Annotated in this window: 14 protein-coding genes; 11 read left to right on the top strand and 3 right to left on the bottom strand. The window is 72.2% G+C overall.

Annotated features, from left to right (window positions below):
- Position 1: 1 nt before the first annotated feature.
- The 9 genes from GTY58_RS36770 (at position 2) to mug (ending at position 10,055) form a co-directional block, all read left to right on the top strand.
- A complete protein-coding gene (locus GTY58_RS36770; protein ID WP_010988479.1) occupies positions 2 to 2,569 on the top strand; it encodes an FtsX-like permease family protein in 2,568 nt (855 codons plus the stop codon).
- Between the two features lie 47 nt (positions 2,570 to 2,616).
- A complete protein-coding gene (locus tag GTY58_RS36765) occupies positions 2,617 to 3,507 on the top strand; it encodes an LLM class F420-dependent oxidoreductase (RefSeq protein ID WP_010988478.1) in 891 nt (296 codons plus the stop codon).
- 121 nt (positions 3,508 to 3,628) lie between these two features.
- Positions 3,629 to 4,054: a GNAT family N-acetyltransferase gene (locus GTY58_RS36760; protein ID WP_010988477.1), complete on the top strand. Its 426-nt coding sequence runs from the start codon at positions 3,629 to 3,631 to the stop codon at positions 4,052 to 4,054.
- 148 nt (positions 4,055 to 4,202) lie between these two features.
- Positions 4,203 to 5,549 (top strand): hemolysin family protein, encoded by a 1,347-nt coding sequence (locus tag GTY58_RS36755; RefSeq protein ID WP_010988476.1) that lies wholly within the window; start codon positions 4,203 to 4,205, stop codon positions 5,547 to 5,549.
- A complete protein-coding gene (locus GTY58_RS36750) occupies positions 5,546 to 6,559 on the top strand; it encodes a hemolysin family protein (RefSeq protein ID WP_010988475.1) in 1,014 nt (337 codons plus the stop codon). Before GTY58_RS36755 ends, GTY58_RS36750 begins: the two co-directional genes overlap by 4 nt.
- 297 nt (positions 6,560 to 6,856) lie before the next feature.
- Positions 6,857 to 7,639: an SGNH/GDSL hydrolase family protein gene (locus tag GTY58_RS36745; protein WP_010988474.1), complete on the top strand. Its 783-nt coding sequence runs from the start codon at positions 6,857 to 6,859 to the stop codon at positions 7,637 to 7,639.
- Between the two features lie 21 nt (positions 7,640 to 7,660).
- Entirely contained in the window at positions 7,661 to 8,011 is a 351-nt protein-coding gene (locus GTY58_RS36740) for a DUF4326 domain-containing protein (RefSeq protein WP_010988473.1), read from the top strand.
- A 59-nt stretch (positions 8,012 to 8,070) separates the two neighbouring features.
- The gene (purB, locus tag GTY58_RS36735) at positions 8,071 to 9,510 is read left to right on the top strand and encodes an adenylosuccinate lyase (RefSeq protein ID WP_010988472.1); all 1,440 of its coding nucleotides are present in this window, start codon (positions 8,071 to 8,073) and stop codon (positions 9,508 to 9,510) included.
- Positions 9,507 to 10,055: a G/U mismatch-specific DNA glycosylase gene (mug, locus tag GTY58_RS36730; RefSeq protein WP_078234939.1), complete on the top strand. Its 549-nt coding sequence runs from the start codon at positions 9,507 to 9,509 to the stop codon at positions 10,053 to 10,055. Before purB ends, mug begins: the two co-directional genes overlap by 4 nt.
- Positions 10,056 to 10,080: 25 nt before the next feature.
- Here mug and GTY58_RS36725 read toward each other — a convergent pair whose 3' ends face one another.
- The 3 genes from GTY58_RS36725 to GTY58_RS36715 are packed head-to-tail and all read right to left on the bottom strand — an operon-like array spanning position 10,081 to position 12,231.
- Complete coding sequence (locus GTY58_RS36725) at positions 10,081 to 10,521, bottom strand: hypothetical protein (RefSeq protein WP_010988470.1); 441 nt, start codon at positions 10,519 to 10,521, stop codon at positions 10,081 to 10,083.
- Positions 10,522 to 10,578: 57 nt separating this feature from the next.
- Complete coding sequence (locus tag GTY58_RS36720) at positions 10,579 to 11,301, bottom strand: ABC transporter permease (protein ID WP_010988469.1); 723 nt, start codon at positions 11,299 to 11,301, stop codon at positions 10,579 to 10,581.
- A 3-nt stretch (positions 11,302 to 11,304) separates the two neighbouring features.
- Positions 11,305 to 12,231, bottom strand: coding sequence for an ATP-binding cassette domain-containing protein (locus tag GTY58_RS36715; protein WP_010988468.1), 927 nt, complete (start codon positions 12,229 to 12,231; stop codon positions 11,305 to 11,307).
- Positions 12,232 to 12,339: 108 nt separating this feature from the next.
- Between GTY58_RS36715 and GTY58_RS36710 the strand changes: the two genes are divergently transcribed.
- Positions 12,340 to 13,518, top strand: coding sequence for a histidine kinase (locus GTY58_RS36710; protein WP_010988467.1), 1,179 nt, complete (start codon positions 12,340 to 12,342; stop codon positions 13,516 to 13,518).
- Between the two features lie 14 nt (positions 13,519 to 13,532).
- Positions 13,533 to 14,195, top strand: coding sequence for a response regulator transcription factor (locus GTY58_RS36705; protein WP_010988466.1), 663 nt, complete (start codon positions 13,533 to 13,535; stop codon positions 14,193 to 14,195).
- Positions 14,196 to 14,259: the final 64 nt, after the last annotated feature.

Below are 14,259 nucleotides of genomic sequence, written 5' to 3'. Positions count from 1 at the left end.
CGTGCTCAAAGCGACTCTCCGCAGCTTCCTCGCGCACAAGGGGCGGCTGCTCCTGTCGGCGCTGGCCGTCGTCCTGTCCGTGGCGTTCGTCGCGGGCAGCCTGATCTTCTCGGACACGGTCACCCGCACCTTCGACCGGCTGTTCGCCTCGACAGCGGCCGATGTCACCGTGCAGCCCAAGGAGGACCTCACCTCGCAGGTCCCGACCGGGGCGACCGAGACCGTGCCCGCCGCGCTCGCGGAGCGCCTGAAGAGCGTCGACGGCGTGGCCGCCACCCATGTGGACGCGGCGGTCCAGAACATCACGGTCGTGGACGTCAGGAACGAGCCGGTCGGGTCCACCACAGGCGCCCCCACCATCGCCACCAACTGGGACCCCACCGACCGCAGCCCGGTGCGGCTGACCTCAGGACACGCCCCGCACGGCAGCGGTGAGGCACTCCTGGACGCGGACACCGCCGAGAAGAAGCACGTACGCATCGGCGACACGCTGACCGTGCTGGCGCAGCCCGGGTCGTTCAAGGTGCGGATCGTCGGCATCGCCACGTTCACCACCACCAACCCCGGGGCCGCGCTCGTCTTCCTCGACACCCCGACCGCGCAGACCAAACTGCTCGGCAGGGCCGACGCCGCCACGAGCATCTCCGTGGACGCCGCCAAGGGGGTGAGCGACGCCCAGCTCAAACGGCGCATCGCCGCCGAACTCGGCTCCGGTACCTACGACGTGCAGACCGCGGACGAACAGGCCACCTCCGACGCGGCCGACCTCGGCGGATTCCTCGACGTGATCAAGTACGTGATGCTCGGCTTCGCCGGAATCGCCGTCCTGGTCGGCGTCTTCCTCATCGTCAACACCTTCTCGATGCTGATCGCCCAACGCACCCGCGAACTCGGCCTGTTGCGTGCCCTCGGCGCCGACCGGCGGCAGGTGCGCCGCTCCGTGCTCACCGAAGCGCTGCTGCTCGGGCTGGTCGGCTCGACGCTCGGGCTCGCCGCGGGCATCGGGCTCGCGGCCGGACTCATCAAGCTCATGGGCGCGTTCGGCATGAACCTCAAGTCCACCGAGATGGTCATCGGCTGGGCGACGCCCGTCACGGCCTACGTCGTCGGGGTCGGCGTCACCTTCCTCGCGGCGTACCTCCCGGCCAGGCGCGCCGCCGGGGTCTCCCCGATGGCGGCCCTCGCGGACGCCGAGATCGCCGGGGTGGGGCGGCCGTTGAAGGTGCGCGGCGTGGTGGGCACCGTCGTCGGCGTGCTCGGGGCGGCCGCGCTCGCGGGGTGCGCGACCTCGTCGAAGACCGCGTCGGCGGCGTCCCTGCTGGGACTCGGCGTCGTCCTCACGCTCATCGCGACCGTGATCGCGGGCCCGCTGCTGGTGCGGCCGGTGATCCGGGTGCTGGGCGCGGCCTTCCCCGCGCTGTTCGGCCCGGTCGGACGGATGAGTCAGCGCAACGCCCTGCGCAATCCGCGCCGCACCGGTGCCACGGCGGCCGCCCTGATGGTCGGCCTCGCGCTGGTCGGCGGGATGTCGGTGGCGAGCGCGTCCATGTCCGCGTCCTTCGACCAGCAGATCGACAAGACGCTGGGCGCCGACTTCGTGGTGCAGAACAGCAACTTCCTGCCGTTCCCGCAGGAGGTCACCGACAAGGTGCGGGCCACCGACGGCGTCGGACTCGTCGTACGGCAGCGGTTCACCCCCGTCGCGGTCCGGCTGCCGGACGACAAGCGCGTCGAGACGACCGCCGCGGGCTACGACAACCGGCTCGACGACGTCGCCCACATCACGTACACCCAGGGCGATACGGCGGCGGCGCTCGCGGGCGGCGGCATCGCCATGGACGCGGACTTCGCGAAGAAGCACGACGCACGGATCGGCAGCACGGTCGCCGTCGAGTTCCCGGGCGGCCGAAAGACCGAACTGAAGGTTGCCGCGCTCACCGACCAGGAGGGCTCCGACGGCTTCGGCATGCAGGGCGGGCTGTACTTCGGGATCGCGACGGTCGAGAAGTACCTGCCCGGCGGCCAGGACTCCGCGCTGTACGTGAACGCCGGGTCGGGCACCGGCGCGGACCGGTTGCGCCCGCGGCTGGAGCGGACCCTCGACCCGTATCCGCAGGTCCAGGTCCGCGACCAGGCCGACTACAAGAAGCTCGTGCACGACCAGATCGCCGTCCTGCTCTACCTCGTGTACGCGCTGCTCGGCCTCGCGATCGTCATCGCGGTGCTCGGCGTGGTCAACACCCTGGCCCTGTCGGTCGTGGAGCGCACCCGGGAGATCGGGCTGCTGCGCGCGATCGGGCTCGCCCGGCGGCAGCTGCGCCGGATGATCCGCCTGGAGTCGGTGGTGATCGCCGTGTTCGGCGCGGTTCTGGGCCTTGCGCTGGGGCTGGTGTGGGGCGTGTGCGTGCAGCAGGTGCTCGCCCTCCAGGGCATGCGGGTACTCGCGATCCCGTGGACGACGATCGTGGCGGTCGTGGTGGGCTCGGCGGTCGTGGGCATCGTGGCGGCACTGCTCCCGGCGTTGCGTGCATCCCGCATGAATGTGCTGGCGGCCATAGCGCACGACTGATGTACTCCCGTCACGCGCCCAAGTAGCCGTCCCGCCGAGGAGAGTTCATGGCACGCCCGTTCCGTTTCGGCGTCAACCTGCTCGACCCCGCACCCGCCGAGGAGTGGCGCGCCAAGTGCCGCCGGGCCGAGGAACTCGGCTACGACGTGATCCTGGTCCCCGACCACCTCGGCATGCCGGCGCCGTTCCCCGCGCTCGTCGCGGCGGCCGAGGCCACGGAGCGGGTGCGCCTCGGCACATTCGTGCTCAACGCCGGCTTCTGGAACCCTGCGTTGCTGGCGCGCGAGGTGGCGACCACCGACGCGCTGACGGGCGGACGCCTCGAACTCGGTCTCGGCACCGGGTACGTACAGGCGGAACACGACACGGCGGGCCTTCCCTACGGTTCGCCGCGCGAGCGGGTGGACCATCTCGTGCGCACGGTCGAGGAGTTGGAGCGGCTGCTCGGCTCCCCGGAGCACCGGCCGGGGATCGTGCAGAAGCCCCGGGTGCCGCTGCTGATCGGCGGCAACGGCGACCGGATGCTGCGGCTCACCGCCGAGCACGCCGACATCGCGGCTTTCGCGGGCGCGCATCTGGTACCGGGCAGCACGACGGGGAAGCTGGCGCCGGTCACGGCCGGGGAACTGGACGAGCGGGTCGCCAGATACCGGCGGCTGGCGGCGGACCGCGCGGAGCCGGCCGAGCTGAACCTGCTGGTGCAGATGGTCGCCGTCACCGAGGACCGCGCCGCCGCCGTCCAGGGCCTGCGCGAGCGCGTACCGCAGCTGACCGAGGAGCAGGTACTGGAGCTGCCGATCGTCCTGGTCGGGACGCCGGCGCAGATCACGGCGCAGGTGCTGGCACAACGGGAGCGGTACGGGTTCTCGTATCTGACGGTCCTGGAGCCGTACATGGAGGCGTTCGCGCCGGTGATCGAGGCGTTGCGGGGCGCGTAGGGGCGGGTCGGTGCCGGGCGGCGCCGCACGGCGCGGGCAAGCGGCCGACGAGGGGTGGGCCGGCGCCGTCCGGATGGTGGAATTCCGCGTCCCGGTCCGGCGTGCGTGCTGGGATCGCCGTATGACTGAGCTGCGCATGCGGGCCGCCGCCCCCGAGGACCTCTCCGCCGTGCTGGCCTTCTGGAAGACGGCGGCCGAGGGCACGAGCATCAGCGACGACCGGGACGGGGTGCAGCGACTGGTCGCCCGCGACCCGGAGGCGCTGATCCTCGCCGAGCGGGACGGGGAGCTGGTCGGCACGGTGATCGCGGGCTTCGACGGATGGCGCTGCCATCTGTACCGGCTGGCGGTCCATCCTCAGCGCCGCCGCCTCGGCATCGGGTCCGCGCTGCTCGCCGCCGCGGAGGAACGGTTCGTACGGCTCGGGGGGCGCCGCGGGGACGCGATGGTGCTGCGCCGGAACGAGACCGCGCACCATGCCTGGCGGGCGGCGGGGTACACGCCCGAGGAGCAGTGGCGACGGTGGGTGAAGCCGCTCGCCGACTGAACCACTTTGCCGATCCTTTACCATGGGAAGAAGATCCAGCCGTCCCCCCTTTGGAAGGGTGTGAGCGTCCGCCCATGGGCGAACCTCCCCGTAGCCGACATCGCGCGGTCTCCGCCTCCCTGGCCGACCATGGGACGGAGGTGACCCGATGACCGAAGTGCTCCTCCTGCTGGTGGCGATCCTGCTCTCGGTGGCCTGCGGCGCCTTCGTAGCGGCGGAGTTCTCGCTGACCACGGTCGAGCGCAGCGAGCTGGAGCGGGCCGCGGAGCGCGGCGAGCGCGGCGCGGCGGGCGCCCTCAAGGCCGTACGCAACCTGACGTTCCAGTTGTCCGGGGCACAGCTCGGGATCACCGTCACCAACCTGGTGGTCGGCATGCTCTCGGAGTCGTCGATCGCGAAACTGATCGCGGGCCCGCTGGAGTCGGTCGGCGTCTCGCCCTCCGTGTCCAACTCGGTGGCCCTGGTCATCGGTACGGCCCTGTCGACGGTGTTCCTGATGGTGGTCGGCGAGCTGGTGCCCAAGAACTGGGCGATCTCCTCGCCGCTGGCCGTGGCCAAGCGGGTGGGAACTCCGCAGCGCTTGTTCAGCTCCGCGTTCCGCCCGTTCATCACGCATCTCAACAACACGGCGAACCACGTCGTACGCCGCTTCGGACTCGAACCGGCGGAGGAGCTCGCCTCCGCGCGCGGGCCGCAGGAGCTGGTGGCACTCGCCCGGCACTCCGCGAAGGCGGGCGCGCTGGAGGCCGACACCGCCGAGCTGTTCGTCCGCACCCTCAATCTCGCCGACCTGACCGCGGAGAACGTGATGACCCCGCGTGTCCAGGTCGTCGCGCTCGACGTCCAGGCGACCTGCGAGGACGTGGCGAACGCGACCCGGGCGACCGGGCTGTCCCGCTTCCCCGTCTACCGCGGCAACCTCGACTCGGTCGTCGGTATCGCGCACATCAAGGACGTCGTGGCCGTCCCCGCCGAAGAGCGGACCCGCCGCCCTGTCTCACGCGTGATGCGCGAGCCCCTCTTCGTACCGGAGTCCCTCACCGTCGACCGGCTCCTCGACCGCCTCGGCGGGAAACGGACCATGGCCATCGTCATCGACGAGTACGGCGGCACGGCCGGGGTCGCGACGCTGGAGGACATCGTCGAAGAGGTGGTCGGCGAGGTCCGCGACGAACACGACCCGCACGAGACACCGGACCTGGCCCCGGCCGGCACGGACGACGACGGCCGCGCGCTGTACTCGGCCGACGGCGCGACCCGCATCGACCAGCTCGCGCGGGTGGGGCTGCGGGCGCCGGACGGGCCGTACGAGACACTCGCCGGCCTGATCGCGGCCGAGCTGGGCCGTATCCCGGCCGAGGGCGACACCGTCGAGGTCGCCGGCTGGCGGCTCGACGTGGTGGACGCGTCGGGGCGGCGGGCGGCGCGGGTACTGCTGCACGCGCCCGGCGCGCAGGACGAAGCCTCTTCGGTGTCCCATGAGAGGGAGCGATGACTGCCGTACAGCTGCTGATCGGCCTGCTGACCCTGGTCGTGAACGCCTTCTTCGTGGGGGCCGAGTTCGCGCTGATCTCCGTGCGCCGCAGCCAGATCGAGCCGTACGCCGAGGAGGGCGACCGGCGGGCCCGCAGCGTGCTGTGGGGGCTGGAGCACGTGTCGGCGCTGATGGCGGCGGCGCAGCTGGGTATCACCCTGTGCACCCTGGTCCTCGGTGTCGTCGCGGAGCCTGCGATCGCGCATCTGCTGGAGCCGGTGTTCCACGCGGTGGGCGTGCCGGCCGGTGCGGGCCACGCGGTGTCGTTCGTCATCGCGCTCACCCTGGCGACCTATCTGCACATGCTGCTGGGCGAGATGGTGCCGAAGAACATCGCGCTCGCCGAGCCGGTGCGCTCCGCGCTGCTGCTCGGCCCGCCGCTGGTCACCCTGGCCCGGACGCTGCGACCGGTGATCTTCGCCGTGAACGCCTTCGCGAACGGGCTGCTCAAGCTGCTGCGTGTGGAGACGAGGGACGAGGTCACGGCGACCTTCTCGGACGACGAACTGGCCCGGCTGGTCAAGGACTCCGTCGACGCCGGGCTCCTCGACGACCGCGCCCAGGAGCGCCTGCACGACGCACTGGAGCTGGGCCGCCGGCCCGTGCGCGACGTCGTGCTTCCGCTGGAGCGCGTGGTCTACGCGCGCGTGGGCATCACGCCCGAGCAGTTGGAGCGGCTCTCGGCCGAGTCCGGCTTCTCGCGTTTTCCCGTGGTGGACGAGGGCCGCCGGATCGTCGGCTATCTGCATGTGAAGGACGCGCTGGACGCCACGCCCCGCGATGTGCCGTTCGCGGTGCGGGACATGCGGCCGATCGCCCGCGTCCGGGAGACCACGCCGCTGGACGACGTACTCACGGCGATGCGCGGCAGCCGTACGCATCTGGCGGCGGTCCTCGGGTCGGACGGACGGCTGGCGGGGATGGTGACGATGGAGGACGTGCTGCGGCAGCTGTTCGGGCAGCCCGCGTGAGGGGTCCCGGGGCCGGGGCCGGTCCGCGGATCAGGCCGGAGGAAGCCGGCGGAATCCTGTAGGCACGGGTGAGCGGGGCCGGGCGGGGGGCAAGGGGATCCCTCCCTGCGCGAGCGAGGCCGAGAGCCTCGGGGCGTGCGCGGCGGCGCATGCCCGGCAGGACGTTCCCGACGGCGCATGCCCGGCAGGGCGTTCGCGGCGGCCGACCGACCGGTCGCAGCCACGCATGCCCGGGCAGGGCGTTCGCGGCGGCCGACCGACCGGCGGGTATGGGCGCGGGTTACCATCTCCTACGCCATGCAGACGAACGCCAACCACACCAGTCTTGTCGCGATCGGCGACTCCTTCACCGAGGGCATGTCGGACCTGCTGCCCGACGGCTCCTACCGCGGCTGGGCCGATGTCCTCGCCGGCCGGATGGCCGCGCGGACGCCCGGTTTCCGCTATGCCAACCTCGCCGTGCGGGGCAAGCTGATCGGCCAGATCGTCGCCGAGCAGGTGGACGTGGCGGCCGCCATGCAGCCCGATGTGATCACGCTGGTCGGCGGCCTCAACGACACGCTGCGGCCCAAGTGCGACATGGGCCGCGTACGCGGTCTCCTGGAGGAGGCCGTCGAGCGGCTGGCCCCCTCCTGCAAGCAGCTGGTCCTGATGCGCAGCCCGGCCCGCCAGGGCCCGGTCCTCGAGCGCTTCCGGCCTCGCATGGAGGAGCTGTTCGCGTGCGTCGACGACCTCGCGGCCCGACACGGCGCACTCGTCGTCGACCTCTACGGAGCGCCCTCGCTCGCCGATCCCCGCCTGTGGGACTTCGACCGGCTGCACCTCACGGCCGAGGGGCACCGGCGGGTCGCCGAGGCCGTGTGGCAGACCCTCGGGTACGAGGCGGAGGATACGGAGTGGCACACACCCATGCCGGCCACACTGCCGCCGGGATGGGCCGCGCGCCGGATCGTGGACGTCCGCTTCGCCCGGCAGCATCTGCTGCCGTGGATCGTACGGCGGCTGACGGGGCGCTCGTCCGGTGACGGGCTCCCGGCCAAGCGGGCCGAGCTGCTGCCGTACGAGGGACCGGCGGCATAACCACTCCGGAGGGAGCCCGGCGTGACCACCGTGGTGATCAACCTGAAGGGCCGCATCCACGACTTCGGCCCCCGGCTGGAGGACGCGCCCGAGGACCTGGTGTACATCGGCCGCCGCTGGACCATGGGCCACTGGGACCTGCCGCAGCACCCGCTGTACAACCCGTTCGCCCCTGACACCCCCACGCGGAAGCGCGACGGCACCCGCGCCGAAGTGATGGCCAAGTACCGGGCGTACCTCGTGGAGCACCCCGAGCTGCTGGCCCAGGTGCCGGCGCTGCGGGGCAGGACGCTGGCGTGCTGGTGCGCACCCGAGCTGTGCCACGGGGACGTGCTGGCGGAGATCGCGGACGGGGCCGCGCCGCCTTCGTAGCTTCCGACAAACAACCCCGCGGCGCTGGCCTGCACGAATCGCCAGTAGAATCCATACACGTGACTGCGCCTGCCAAGCCCCGTATCCCCAACGTCCTCGCCGGACGCTACGCCTCCGCCGAGCTCGCCACGCTATGGTCCCCCGAGCAGAAGGTGAAGCTGGAGCGACAGCTCTGGCTCGCCGTACTGCGGGCCCAGAAGGACCTGGGGATCGAGGTGCCGGACGCGGCGATCGCCGACTACGAGCGCGTCCTCGACCAGGTCGACCTCGCCTCGATCGCGGAGCGCGAGAAGGTCACCCGGCATGACGTCAAGGCGCGGATCGAGGAGTTCAACGACCTCGCCGGGCACGAGCACGTGCACAAGGGCATGACGTCCCGTGACCTCACCGAGAACGTGGAGCAGCTGCAGATCCGGCTCTCGCTGGAGCTGATGCGCGACCGCACGGTGTCCGTCCTCGCCCGGCTCGGCAAGCTCTCGGGCGAGTACGCCGAGCTGGTCATGGCCGGCCGGTCGCACAATGTCGCCGCGCAGGCCACCACCCTCGGCAAGCGTTTCGCGACCGCTGCCGACGAGCTGCTCGTCGCGTACGGCCGCGTCGAGGAGCTCCTCGGCCGCTACCCGCTGCGCGGCATCAAGGGCCCGGTCGGCACCGCTCAGGACATGCTCGACCTGCTCGGCGGCGACGCGGCCAAGCTCGCGGAGCTGGAGCAGCGGATCGCCCGCCACCTGGGCTTCTCCCAGGCGTTCACCTCGGTCGGCCAGGTCTACCCGCGCTCGCTCGACTACGAGGTCGTGACCGCGCTGGTGCAGCTGGCCGCGGCGCCTTCGTCGCTGGCGAAGACGATCCGGCTGATGGCCGGGCACGAGCTGGTGACCGAGGGCTTCAAGCCGGGCCAGGTCGGTTCCTCCGCGATGCCGCACAAGATGAACACCCGCTCCTGCGAGCGCGTCAACGGCCTCATGGTCATCCTGCGCGGCTACGCCTCGATGACGGGCGAGCTGGCGGGCGACCAGTGGAACGAGGGCGACGTGTCCTGCTCGGTGGTGCGCCGGGTCGCGCTGCCCGACGCGTTCTTCGCGCTCGACGGTCTGCTGGAGACGTTCTTGACGGTGCTCGACGAGTTCGGCGCGTTCCCGGCGGTCGTCGCCCGTGAGCTGGACCGCTACCTGCCGTTCCTCGCGACCACCAAGGTGCTGATGGGCGCGGTGCGTGCGGGTGTCGGCCGTGAGGTCGCGCACGAGGCCATCAAGGAGAACGCCGTGGCCTCCGCCCTCGCCATGCGCGAGCAGGGCGCCGAGCGCAACGAGCTGCTGGACAAGCTCGCCGCCGACGGGCGCATCCCGCTGGACCGTGCCCAGCTCGACGAGCTGATGGCGGACAAGCTGTCCTTCACGGGCGCCGCCGCCGACCAGGTCGCCGTGGTCGTCGGCCGCATCGAGGAGATCGTGAAGCAGCACCCCGAGGCGGCGGCCTACACCCCGGGGGCGATCCTCTGACCCGGTTCACCCCGGCGGAGCTGGAGGCCGCCCGCGACCGTCTGGTACCGGACGTCGTCGCGGACGGCCTCAGTGTTCTGTTCTGCGGTATCAATCCGGGCCTGATGACGGCGGCGACGGGCCATCACTTCGCCCGCCCCGGCAACCGCTTCTGGCCCGTGCTGCACCTGTCCGGCTTCACCCCGCGGCTCTTGAAGCCTTCGGAACAGGGCGAGTTGCTCTCGTACGGCCTCGGGATCACGAACGTGGTGGCGCGCGCGACCGCGCGTGCCGACGAGCTGACCGCGCAGGAGTACCGGGAGGGCGGGCGGCTGCTCGGTGCCAAGGTGGAGCGGCTGCGTCCTCGGTGGCTCGCGGTGGTGGGGGTGACCGCGTACCGGGCGGCCTTCGACGACCGGAAGGCGCGGGTGGGACCGCAGGAGCGGACGATCGGCGCCAGTCGGGTGTGGGTGCTGCCCAACCCCAGCGGGCTGAACGCGCATTGGACGGCGGCGACGATGGCGGAGGAGTTCGGACGGTTGCGGGAGGCCGCGCGGGACGCGTGAGCCGGCATCGGCTCGTGAGCCGGCGTCAGGGAGGGTCGATCTCCGTGACGACGACCAGGAGCCGTATCTCGTCCGCCTCGTCGCGGTCGGCGACTCCGAGGGCGATCCAGCGGCCGTTCCCCTCCGTCCGCCAGAGGTGGATGTCGCCCACGCGTGCGCTGAGGTGCACCCAGGGCTCGGGTATGTCCTCGGTCTCCGTGCGCAGTTGGACGGTCTGGAGGCCGATGTGGTCGGACGGCCCCCACCGGCCGGTCAGCTGATCGCGTACCTCCTCTCCGCGCTCGTAGCACTCCTCCGCCGTCTCGGCCCGGTCCCAGCAGTCCTCCGCCCCGTAACCGTCGCTCGTCCCTAACTCGGCGATGTGATAGCCCGGTCCCCCCGAGCCCACGTCCGTCCTGCCGTGCTCCGCCGGGAACGGGCGGGCGCACAGCAGGTCGATCGTGGCGAGGCACTGCTCGATGGTCATGGATCCAGTAAACCCGTCGCCTCTGACAATGGGTGTGGCGTCACCAGGTGCGTGAGGTCAGGCGTCCCGGCGGCGTACGCTCCATGCCCCGGCGAACAGCGCGGCCGCCGCCCACAGCGCGGTCACCGCCAGACCGGTCCAGGGTCCGAGGACGCTGTCGGACGTCTCGTGGAGGACGAGCCGGCCCGCCTGGTCGGGCAGCAGGTCGGCGGCGGTGCCCGAGGCTCCCCCGACCACGAACGACACGATGAGAAGGAACGGGACGAGCACGCTCAGCGTGGCGACTCCGCTGCGCAGCAGGGCCGCGAGTCCCGCGGCGAACAGCGCCATCAACGTGAGGTAGAGGGCGCAGCCGAGAGCTCCACGCAGCCCTTCGTCCCAGGTCAGCCCGCTCGCCTCGGCCCCGAGGACGGCCTTGCCCACCGCGAGGCTCACGAACCCCGTGACCAGGCCGACGGCGAGGACGGGGACGCCGATCGCGACGGCCTTGGCCGCGAACCAGCGGCCGCGACGGGGCATCGCGGCCAGCGACACCTGAAGGGCCCCGCCCTCGAACTCGGCCGAAACGGCCGTCGTACCGAACGCGATCGCGGCGATCTGCCCGAAGTTGACGCCGAAGAACGCCGAGAACAGGGGGTCGAAGTCCGGGCCTTCGGAGTCGAGCCCGGCGAGCGCGGAGAAGAGGACGGTCACCAGGAAGACGGCGAGCAGTCCGCCGACCAGTGACCGCAGCGTACGGATCTTGATCCACTCGGCGTGGAGTGCGGGTGCGAAGGGCATGGCTCAGGCCTCCTGCGGCTGCGTCGGGGTCGTGAACTCGGCCTCGGCGGCCGTCAGGTCGAGATAGGCCTGCTCCAAGGTGCCCTCTTCCGCGGCGAGTTCGAGGATGGAGACGCCCGCGTCCGAGGCGAGGCGCCCGATGTCCGCCACGCGCGCGTGCCGCACGGTCCACCGTCCGTCCTCGGCCTCGGCCGCCTCGTATCCGTGCCGGGCGAGCAGTGCGCCCAGCACGGCGCCGTCGCTGGTGCGCACCCGTACCCGGGGCTGCACGCGCGCGTCGATGAACTCCCGCATCGGCAGGTCGGCGAGCAGCCGGCCGCGTCCCAGGACGACGAGCTGGTCGGCGAAGGACGCGGTCTCGTTCATCAGATGGCTGGAGACCAGCACGGTGCGGCCCTCGCGGGCGAGGCGGCGCAGCAGCTCGCGGATCCAGATGATGCCTTCGGGGTCGAGGCCGTTGGACGGTTCGTCGAGCAGCACGACGGGCGGGTCGCCGAGGAGGGCTGCGGCGATGCCGAGCCGCTGCCGCATGCCCAGCGAGTACGTCTTCACCCGGCGCCGCGCCACCGACGCGAGCCCGGTCTCCTCCAGCACCTCGTCGACGCGGCGGTCGGGGATGCGGTTGCTCGCGGCCAGTGCCCTCAGGTGGGCCCGGGCGGTACGTGACCCGTGGGCGGCCCGTGCGTCGAGCAACGCTCCCACCTGACGCAGGGGTTCATGGAGCGCGGCGTAGGGGCGGCCACCGACGGTGGCGGTGCCGGACGTGGGACGGTCGAGTCCGAGCACGAGCCTCATGGTGGTGGACTTGCCTGCGCCGTTGGGGCCGAGGAAGCCGGTGACGCGCCCCGGAAGCACCTGGAAGGTGAGCCGGTCCACGGCTCGTCCGGTGCCGTACTCCTTGGTGAGGTCTTGGACGTCGATGCTGGTCATGGCCTCAGCGTGGCCTCGGTCGGGGGGCCGGGGCCTCCCCCGCCGGTGGAGATCGTCTCCCCCGCCCGGGGGAGGTCCGTGGTCGGGGGCGGCTGGCACGATGCCCCCATGGGCCGCTTCCTGCGCCCCCTGAGCCGGGGGACCACGTACACGCGCTTGCTGCACCTGTGGGTGCCGATGCTGTTCGAAAGCGTGTGGCTGTTCATCGACATGCGGCGGTGGTGGATGCCCGCGCTCGTGCTCATTCCGCTGGGCCTGATCCCGGCGGTGCGGCTGGGCGAGGGCGTGCAGGCGCAGTTGCTGCTGGCTCCGGGCGACCGGGGCGGCCGGAACGCCGCCATCTCGGCCGCGCCCTCGGCGACTTGGGGCGACCGGCTGCGGACGGTGCTGTGGCTCGAGGTGCGTATGGCGCTCGGAGCGGTGACCTTGGGAGCGACCGTCTGGTTGCCGACGATCGCCGTGGATCTGGTCAGGTCCGCCACCGGCCCGGCACCGGTCGACAACCCTTTGTTCCGGGTGTCGGATCCCCACTGGGCGTACGCGCTGCTGATCCCGTTGACGTTGCTCGTCCTGTACGGGGCGGTGGTGGGCCTGGGTGAGCTGATCACCGCCGTGGCACGCGGTCTGCTCGGCCCCTCGGCCGGTGAGCGACTCGCCGCCCTCGAGGAGCGCACCGAGCACCTCCTGGAGCGCACGCGTATCGCCCGCGAGCTGCACGACTCCATCGGTCACGCCCTGACCGTGGCGGTGGTGCAGGCGGGCGCCGCGCGCGCGGCGGGCGATCCGCGGTTCACCGACCGGGCGCTGGACGCCATCGAGGAGACCGGGCGGGCCGCGCTGGAGGACCTGGAGCGGGTGCTCGGCGTGCTGCGCGAGGCGGAGCGGCCCGCGAGCAGCCGCCCGACGCTGGCCGAGGCCGACCGGCTCCTCGAGTCGGCGCGCGCCTCGGGAGCGAAGGTCGAGGCCGAGTGGTCCGGCCCCGTGGAGTCGGTCCCGGGCCCGGTCTCCCGCGAGGGCTACCGCATCCTCCAGGAGTCCCTGACCAATGTGATCCGGCACGCGGGCGGCGTCCCGGTGCACGTCCGTATCGCGGTCCAGGACGCCGACGTCACCCTGGAGATCCGCAATCCGCTCACCACGAGGCCGCCCGGGCCCGGCCCGGGCGGCGGACTGCGGGGCAGCGGGCTGCGGGGCATACGGGAGCGGGCCGCACTGCTCGGCGGCCGGGCCCGGACGGGTCCGGCCGACGGTGACTGGCAGGTGCATGTCGAGCTGCCGCTGCGCTGATCTACGCTGGCCGGGTGCCGGTCACCGTTCTGCTCGTCGACGACGAGCCCCTCGTCCGCGCGGGTCTGCGCGCCGTCCTGGAGGCGCAGCCCGACATCGAGGTCGTCGGCGAGGCGGCGGACGGTGCGGCGGTGATTCCCCTGGTGCGGCAGTTGCGGCCCGACGTCGTCGCCATGGACGTACGCATGCCGTTGATGGACGGGATCGAGGCCACCCGCGCCGTGCTGCGCACCGTCGACCGGCCGCCGAAGATCCTCGTGGTGACGACCTTCGAGAACGACGAGTACGTGTACGAGGCGCTGCGCGCGGGAGCGGACGGTTTTCTGCTGAAGCGGGCGCGGCCGGCCGAGATCGTGCACGCGGTGCGGCTGGTCGCCGAGGGCGAGTCCCTGCTGTTCCCGGCCTCGGTACGGCAGTTGGCCGCCGAGCACGGGGACGGCGGCGGGAACCGGGCGGCCCGCGCGGTGATGGAGCGGGCCGCGCTGACCGACCGTGAAGGGGAGGTACTCCGGCTGATGGCCCGGGGGCTGTCGAACGCGGAGATCGCCGGGCAGCTGGTCGTCGGGACGGAGACGGTGAAGTCGCATGTGAGCGCCGTCCTGGCCAAGCTGGGGGCGCGCGATCGTACCCAGGCGGTGATCGCGGCGTACGAGTCGGGGTTCGTGGCGCCGGGCTGACGGCGGCCCGGCGGCAGGAAGGCCGGGCCCGGCACTCGCCGGGGTCCGCCGCGCCGAGTACGAT

It is taken from the genome of Streptomyces sp. SID5469, from assembly GCF_009862865.1.
Taxonomy (GTDB): Bacteria; Actinomycetota; Actinomycetes; order Streptomycetales; family Streptomycetaceae; genus Streptomyces; species Streptomyces avermitilis.
Note: the sequence above shows the minus strand (reverse complement) of the source record. Positions and strands in the feature narration are given on the sequence as shown.